A 7,689-nucleotide genomic window follows, 5' to 3' on the forward strand; every position below is an offset into this window, starting at 1 on the left:
TGATGATCACCACCCTTTGTGAATTAACTGTTTAAGGCAACACCCATCAACAACACGCCGCTATCAATGAATGAGCCGATAGGGACGGTGACCGCGCCATCACCTGTTGGTGCGGTTTTAGTAAATACACCACCATCAAAATAAGCCGCTTCACCCACAAAGGATGGAGAATCGCCGGCTTTAATCGGTCCATCAAACAAACCACGGTAAGTACAGCTCACCACTTGGCCTTCTTTAGCCGAATAGTTAGGTACCACAATCAACGCACCATATTTAACTGGCACATCTTTCTCAAAGCCACCCACAGGCGCTTTTAAATCAATCTTTAAACCATCAGCAATACGCATAGTGTTTTCTGTCCATGTGTTTATTACGCTTATAAAAAAGGATGCCGAAGCACCCTATAAGAATAGATATTATTTGGCGGCAAATGTTGCCTGAGCAATGCCACGACGATCGAGCACTTTCGAGGTCACATCATAAGTAATACGGAACTTCGCACCGTCACTGCTCCAACCATCCCCCGTTTCTAACCAAGGATCTTGTGCACCATCAAGGAAGCCCATCACCACTGAATCAAAGTCTTTACCGGTTAACGCAATCGCACCATTAATCGAAGCTAATCGTGCGGTTTCAACCACTTTAGGAAACTTCTTATAGGCAGGGTTAAACGTATCAGGTTTACTGGCCGTATTAAGTACCGCTTCTAAGAATGATGCATGGTCAGGGTTAGCCAGCAGGATTTCACCACGTAAATCTAACGCATCACCTTCAAAGGTGGTCGCAGTCGCAAAGGCTTTATGCAGCGCCATCACTAAGGCTTGGTAATCAGCGGCAGGAATATCATTAACTAAGTTGCCCCACTTATTCGCGCCACCCGCTTGGAACACACTCTTACCATCACCCATTTTTCCGCTAAGAATGGCGTTAAACATCAACTTATCCGACAAGCGATAAGCCGATTGCATGAACTTACGCGGAATTTTTGAGATCAAGGCAATCTCATCATTGATGATAGCTTGACGAGTAAAAGCAATTTCACGACCAAAACTGGCTAATTGAATTTTCTCACCACTGCCTTTAATGGTGGCTGATTTGTATTCACCGTCTTCTGATACCGCCATTAAATCAGGCGCATCATTAATCAGAATTAAATCAGTTTCTTTAAAGTTAGGCAGGTTTTCAGTATTCGCCAAGTCTCGCCATAATGGCGCACGTACTTGCGCTTCATCTCGCATCACCGTTCGTACACTTTCGGTGATAATGTCTGCAAAATCGCCGCTGTTAAACGCACGAGCGACTAATTCATTCTTGTTGCCGCAATATTTAGCATCCTTACCCACCGCTATTTCAGCCATATCAAGTAAGGTTTTTAAGCGGTACGGGTTATCTTTTTCAATTTCACCCGTACCACAACGAGCATTTAGCGCATTTTGCAGCGTATCTTTAGTGGTATTACCGTTGCCCACATGAATATGGGTATTGGTTAACCCTGTTGGTGGCTGTTCTGCAGTGGGCTCTTGGCCATTAATGGAAATTGAACCCAAGTATTGCAGTATCTTGAGCGAGCTATCTTCAGCACTGCAATTTAAATCATTGAGCATTTCATCACGCAGGGTGTCACTCACCTTATGGGTTGCACACAAAGCACGAATAGTCGATTGACGTTGGTTCTCGTTTTTTAACGCATTTTGTAATGCATCGTTATCGATAGGTTTAGGCATAGGATCACTTTGTTGGTTTATTAGAGGTTCAGGTGTTGGCGTTGCTGGCGGTTGCACAAGCTGATTCAATAAATCATCAGGGGTATGTTTAAAGGCTTTGGCTTGCAGCTCAGTGGCAGAGACTTTTTTAAGGCAATTGGATAAGTCCACGGCATCAATCACCGCATCAATCAAACCAAACTCCAATGCTTGGCTGGCGGTGAACCAGGTTTCTTTTGCCATCGCTTGCAGTACATCATCTAACGACTTACCACAGCGTTCGGCATAGGCTTCGGCAATGGTTTGTTTAGCGTTCTTTAGTTGAGTTAACGCACTTTCTATTTCATTTTCGCCACCCCACGCACCAATAGCAGGATCATGAATCATCAGCTTGGCGTTTTCAGGCATTTGAATTTCATCGCAAGCCATTAAGAAATAGCTAGAAATCGATGCCACTAGCCCATCAACGATGCCAATGGTTTTACCTTTATGGGCTTTAATGGCGTTATACATCGCCAGCCCTTCATAGACCGAGCCACCATAACTTTGAATACGGAACTCAGCATCTTGCGTACCGACAGATTGTAGGGCTTTGATTAAATCAATGGCTTCAATGTCATAACTACCAATATCACCATGGATCCACACCTTCACCGGTTGGCCTTCGCCTTGGTTATTGAGCGTGAACCACGATTTAGTTGTCTTTGGCATGTTGTGCCTCTTTGGTTGTGTGTTGGATCTTCGTTTGAACGTTATGCGCAGGATCAGCCGTACTCACAATGGCATCATCATTCATGGCTTGGCGTTCGGCTTTTATCTCACGGCGTACAGCGACAGGGTTATAGTTGCGTTCACGTTGGAAGTGACTGAGTGATTGCAGCCCTAGACGGGTCCCTTTTTCAATGCCGGTCATTTCCTTAGCGGGATCAATCCACGGCATCACAGGGGCTTGATAAATGGCGTTAAGCACTGAAACCACATCCACTTCTTTCGGCACCACCAATTCACGCGATAAAATCGCCATCTGCAGTGCCATTCGATATTGAGGACGGGTCCAGCTGGTGACGAACTTACGTTGTAAAATGCGATAACGGGCAAAGGAATCAATCAACTCTTGCCGTTGGGCGGAATAAGAACCGGTGTAATGACGAGTAACGCTCGAGCAGTTAACCCCCGCACCTGATGCCGCTAATCGCATTTGAGCATCACGAAACGGACTGCTCATCGCTTCTTGGCGCTTACTTTCAACAATGCCAGCATCTTCACCAGGGGCGAGTTCAAAACTGTTTCCCATTCCTAGAAAGATATCGCCGCCACGTTCAAAATTATCAGTCTCACCTGAGCCAGTATCTCGTTTAATGAAGTAGGCAAAGCGGCTGGCAATCTGCGCACTGACTCGCTCTGATTGATCGTAGTCTTCAATATCTGCAATTAAATCTAAGACCGAATGCAGCAGTGTTACCCCTCGGTTTTGATGAAATCGACGGGTGAATTTTAAATGCGCCACAAACCGCGCATCCACTTCAGCAAAAGAAAAACCATGGGCATCACGCTGAATCAGTAATGACACCATCTGACCTAAACCATTACGGCGAATACCTTCATACATACCCTTTTCAGGCTCGTTGATATTCAATGGTATGTAATCAGGCTCAAATGGCTGTACGCCAAACGGTGTTGTTGATGGATATTCAATTCCTGTATCTCGCCCTAAGTAATAACGGGCAAACACTTCACCATCTCGTAGCCAAGTTCGACAGGCTAACCATTCGGTTTCAGCCCGTGATAACTCACCATCAATGTTCTGTTGCAATGAAAACCGTTCAAACCATTCGCTGATCTTACGGGCAAACTCAGTGTGAACATCACCGTTCATGTCTAACGGCTGTGGTTCAATCATAATGCCGTTAGGTCCTACGACATTGGCACACAGTTCATCAAGGATGGCAGTGACATAAGGCGTGTTTTCATCCATATGTCGTGCACGTTCGCGTAAAGACTTCGCATCTTTATTGATTTGGTTGGCTTTGCCAGTAGAACGAGCATTACGTTTTTTGGTATGAGGATTAGCAGGCAGTGCAGCTTGGTATTTATTAATCAGGTTACGGTTATAAAGCCGTTCAGCCCCCGACTTAGGATTAAAATAACAAATGATACGATCGGCTATATTCAATTTACTCAAGGTAGTTTCTCCGGATCATACTGCGGCGTCCTCCCTGATTTTCACGGCTAATCAACTGCTGCAGACGTTCTATTTCACGGCGTACCGTTGCCAAACTCGCAAAGGTCAGCTTTTCACCTTCAGCTGTTTCAACCGCTTGTTGCATCAAGATCTTTTTCTCTGCATCGAGATACCACTGCAGCCGTTCACGTTGGGTTGTCATCCAAAAATTCCTTTTGAGTGGTTATATCGTCGACGCGCCACCCGCTCAAACTTCGGCGTTTGGTCTGCATCAACCACATTGCTATTAAATTGCCAATCAGCGGCCCATGCTGGCGGGTTATCCCAATGGATATCATCACCGCCTTTGTAATGCATACCCGCTTCGGCATAGGCACATAAATCAAACGACTCATTACGTGCACCATCGGGCTTTTGCCAGTGGCCAAGCTCATCAATGTATTCAACGGTCAGTTCATCAAACCACACCCGATCCGCCCAACCCGGTAAATGAAAGAACCGCGCACCAAACTCTAACCGTGAAAAACTGGCAGCGACGCGATTTTTTAAACGGTTGGTATGCAGCATTAACAACGGGATTTCACCGTTGGCCAACTTACTGCGTTTATCGGGATAGGTTTCTTTAACCAGATCATCTATGTCACGGCTTGCCCCTTTCACCAAGCGGAATAGATGCGATAAGCCATGCCCTTTGAGGCGGTTATAAAACTGATAAGCATGATCGGTAACCGATGAGCTTTTCTGTTTACCTTTTTTCTTCTCACCTGAGCCACCGGAATCACACAAAGTTAATACCGGCTTCATCACCCGTCCTGAACCATCTGCTAAGGGATAGGTTTTCTTGATCACTTGTTCAATCAATAAATCCCAATCTTCGGCATACACCATTGGATTAATGCGATCATTATTGCGATAAGGATTGGTAAGAATTTCAAAGCGGTCAATCACCCACCGTTGCAGCCCTTCACCATAGACATGGGCTTGCACCACAAAACGTGGGTTCTGTTTGCCACCTTGCACATCGATGGACATCATTAAGAAGCGTCCACCTAATGGCACAATGCCACGTTCATGATCAGCAGCTCGCGCCATTAACTGATGTGCACCCACTTCTTGACCACGTGACTGCATCACATAAGGTCGCCCCATACGCACGTTGATAAAGGTCTTTAAAGACTCTTCATCGCCACAGTCTTGGAACAAGGCATCCGCATTAAGAAAGCGATACACCAAGTTTTCCCAACTGGCATACGCTGCCACAATGCCTTCAAACCAAAATGTTGCCCATTTACTGGTTCGAATCGCTGATTCATCAGTGACAACCTCACCATATTGGTCAATTGCTCCATCACGAAACCAACGCCCTTCAAGGTTCATGGTCTGTTTTTGTGATTCAGTATGACGATGGCAACAACGAGGACATTCCACCCATGCGGTTTTAGCCGCTTCTAAAGGCTCAGGATGTTGTTCCCATTTCAAGGTTTCAAAATCAGGACGAAAATAGCTATGACAGTCTTGGCATAACCAATAGAAACGGCGGCGATCACCTTGGTTATATAAGTCAGCTATACCACCACAGGGTTGGGATTCATGCGGTGATAAATCTTCAATACGTTTAGGGTTACGTACAATACGCCCAGGAGAAGATTCTGCCATCACCATGCCGGATGATTTCGCGTTTTGGACCCTCATTAGCATCAGTTCAAACTTAGAACCTTCTTGACCTACCGCATCATCAGCACGATCGTAATCGGTCGCGCCGGCATAACGATAGGTAGACGCAGATAAACTGGTTTCAGTGGCAGAATCCAACTTTAGGATCATGCCATTTTTAAATTTCTTCGAGGTGATATTGTCATCAGCTTTACGCCCTGTTCGCAGCTTAGCAATGCCTGCGGTAGCTGAAAAGCTCCGTTCTAAATCGACCTTCGACATATCAGTAGCTTTAGTCTTGGTACTGTAGATAAGCAGCATGTCACCAGGCGCTTGGGTGACGGTGTAATTTATCCAACCTTCCACCATTGCTTTGGTTTTACCTGAACGCGCAGGACCAACCACAATCACCGCTTCATAAATACGCCGAGCCAAACAATTTAATGGCTCTCGCATGTACGGTACTTGTGACGATAGAAACTTAGTCACATCGGTACCATCTGAGATCCACAGTTCATCATCAGCGGCTTCCACCGGTGTTTTATCCGTGGGTGCACACAAGTAAGCAAAACTACGCCGAATATCTTTGGCATTGGCAAACTCAATCCCTAAACGGGCATCAAACTGTCTCAAGCTCATCAGCGACCGCCTTTAAATCGAAATTAAGCAGAGTTTCTAAATCTTCAAGTTGTTGCGGTGTCGCGGTCGGAATAGCGGATTCAATACGGGTGATCACCTTGTCTTTAAAGCCTTTAACACTGGCAATACAGACTGCAATTTCATTTTCATAATCTTCTTTGGTGACACTCTCACCAGATTCCCGCATCAAAATCAGCTTTTCACGTTCACTTTGTACATACGCCCGTAACTCAGCTGCAGTTTTAAATCCCATTAAATCGGGTGCATCTGATTCTTTACGCGGTTGTTGGCATAGGTACGGCGCGACTTGCACCACATCATAAAGTGGTGTGTTGCCCTTATAAGCGACAGGAGAAACCCCTGCCGCTTTTAAGTTTTTACGAATGGTTGAACGATGTTTACCAAACTGTTCAAGTTCGGTGGTATTCCAAAAACGTTTTTCATTATTCATGGCACTCTCAATCGTGGTTATGGCTCTCCCTCTGTAATGGGTAACGCCGCGCAGTGTGTTGGGTCGTTATAACAACGGCGTAGGTTTTCAATTTGTGCAGCACACAACGAAAAATGGTGTAACCACACCGGATCACGTTTCGCGGCTTCACCCCAAGTCATGGGCGGTTTATAGAAAGGTTGTTTGCAGCTAATTAAATACGCTGCAGGTGGTTTGATGTATTCAATTTTGTATTGAGTCACCACTTGCGGGCTTGGTGTAGTACAACCACTGACTAGCGTTAGGGATAGGCAAATCAGCACACTTTTCATGAGCAATATCCTTATCGATTTGACGTTGTGCTTTTAACGCCCGTTGTTGCCATTGCTGGCGTTGACGTTCGTTATGTTCAGCGGCTAATCGTTCTTGGTGAGATGCTTGCTCTAAACGGGTAATGGTAGATTGCATCGACTGATTAACGTCCACTAACTGCTTTGATTGGGTTTGTTGTTCCACAACCAGTGCTTGAGCCGCTTCCAGCTTTTGCACTGTCTGTGAATACCTCCACATCAACATCGATAATGCCGTTAATACACCAATAACCCCGATGAGCTTGAACTTACTGATAGCCATACAAGCAAACCTTTTGCTCTGCTAAACGGCGTTTCACGATGCCAGCACAGTGACTACTATCGAGTCGGCAATCTTTACCATTCACAAATACCCACCGTGGAAACTCATTACAAGCTGCGGTTAACTGCCCTGCTTTAAGTTTCTTGAGATAGGTAGAACTGCGAAAGTTGCCCGCCCCGAGGTTAAACACGAATGACACTGCCATATCGTATTGAGGGCCAGCAGCTAATGTCACTTGCCGATCAACCACCTTTTCTGCTGCGCTGATATCTTCAATGTACCAATCGGCAATAGTTTCAGTGGTTGCTTTGTCGCCTTGTTTTACTCCTGTGGTATGGCCTAACCCTGCAGTCCAACGGTCGGCACTGCATTGATAAGCGGATGATGAACACCCTTCTAGATTACTGATAAACGCTAATCCATCAGGGCTTGTTTTTAATTCGTGATGA

Annotated in this window: 9 protein-coding genes; all 9 read right to left on the minus strand. The window is 45.6% G+C overall.

From position 1 onward, the window contains the following. Window positions 1-23: 23 nt before the first annotated feature. Entirely contained in the window at window positions 24-347 is a 324-nt protein-coding gene (locus BTN98_RS05785) for a capsid cement protein (RefSeq protein ID WP_060999100.1), read from the minus strand. 69 nt (window positions 348-416) lie between these two features. Next, complete coding sequence (locus BTN98_RS05790; RefSeq protein ID WP_060999102.1) at window positions 417-2,414, minus strand: ClpP-like prohead protease/major capsid protein fusion protein; 1,998 nt, start codon at window positions 2,412-2,414, stop codon at window positions 417-419. Continuing rightward, the gene (locus BTN98_RS05795) at window positions 2,398-3,885 is read right to left on the minus strand and encodes a phage portal protein (RefSeq protein WP_060999104.1); all 1,488 of its coding nucleotides are present in this window, start codon (window positions 3,883-3,885) and stop codon (window positions 2,398-2,400) included. Before BTN98_RS05795 ends, BTN98_RS05790 begins: the two co-directional genes overlap by 17 nt. Continuing rightward, on the minus strand, window positions 3,878-4,087 hold the full coding sequence (locus tag BTN98_RS05800; protein WP_036794937.1) for a hypothetical protein: 210 nt from the start codon (window positions 4,085-4,087) through the stop codon (window positions 3,878-3,880). The genes BTN98_RS05795 and BTN98_RS05800 overlap by 8 nt, the downstream gene beginning before the upstream one ends. Beyond that, complete coding sequence (locus tag BTN98_RS05805) at window positions 4,084-6,177, minus strand: terminase gpA endonuclease subunit (RefSeq protein WP_060999106.1); 2,094 nt, start codon at window positions 6,175-6,177, stop codon at window positions 4,084-4,086. The genes BTN98_RS05800 and BTN98_RS05805 overlap by 4 nt, the downstream gene beginning before the upstream one ends. Then, window positions 6,158-6,628 carry a hypothetical protein gene (locus BTN98_RS05810; protein ID WP_036794941.1) on the minus strand — a complete coding sequence of 157 codons (471 nt, stop codon included), beginning with the start codon at window positions 6,626-6,628 and terminating at the stop codon, window positions 6,158-6,160. The genes BTN98_RS05805 and BTN98_RS05810 overlap by 20 nt, the downstream gene beginning before the upstream one ends. A gap of 17 nt (window positions 6,629-6,645) precedes the next feature. Further along, window positions 6,646-6,870: an Rz1-like lysis system protein LysC gene (gene lysC / locus BTN98_RS05815; RefSeq protein ID WP_231730709.1), complete on the minus strand. Its 225-nt coding sequence runs from the start codon at window positions 6,868-6,870 to the stop codon at window positions 6,646-6,648. Next, window positions 6,851-7,240, minus strand: a complete 390-nt coding sequence (locus BTN98_RS05820; protein WP_060999110.1) for a hypothetical protein — start codon at window positions 7,238-7,240, stop codon at window positions 6,851-6,853. Before BTN98_RS05820 ends, lysC begins: the two co-directional genes overlap by 20 nt. Continuing rightward, window positions 7,227-7,689: lysozyme (locus BTN98_RS05825; RefSeq protein WP_105029998.1), on the minus strand; the 463-nt coding region annotated here is incomplete at its 5' end. The genes BTN98_RS05820 and BTN98_RS05825, both read right to left, overlap by 14 nt.

The organism is Photobacterium aquimaris (assembly GCF_002954455.1).
GTDB lineage: Bacteria > Pseudomonadota > Gammaproteobacteria > Enterobacterales > Vibrionaceae > Photobacterium > Photobacterium aquimaris.

Excerpts from the sequence above, each read along its gene's own strand:
- BTN98_RS05785 (WP_060999100.1), bottom strand. The coding sequence starts at position 347 with ATGCGTATTGCTGATGGTTTAAAGATTGATTTAAAAGCGCCTGTGGGT.
- BTN98_RS05790 (WP_060999102.1), bottom strand. The coding sequence starts at position 2,414 with ATGCCAAAGACAACTAAATCGTGGTTCACGCTCAATAACCAAGGCGAA.
- BTN98_RS05800 (WP_036794937.1), bottom strand. The coding sequence starts at position 4,087 with ATGACAACCCAACGTGAACGGCTGCAGTGGTATCTCGATGCAGAGAAA.
- BTN98_RS05805 (WP_060999106.1), bottom strand. The coding sequence starts at position 6,177 with ATGAGCTTGAGACAGTTTGATGCCCGTTTAGGGATTGAGTTTGCCAAT.
- BTN98_RS05810 (WP_036794941.1), bottom strand. The coding sequence starts at position 6,628 with ATGAATAATGAAAAACGTTTTTGGAATACCACCGAACTTGAACAGTTT.
- BTN98_RS05820 (WP_060999110.1), bottom strand. The coding sequence starts at position 7,240 with ATGGCTATCAGTAAGTTCAAGCTCATCGGGGTTATTGGTGTATTAACG.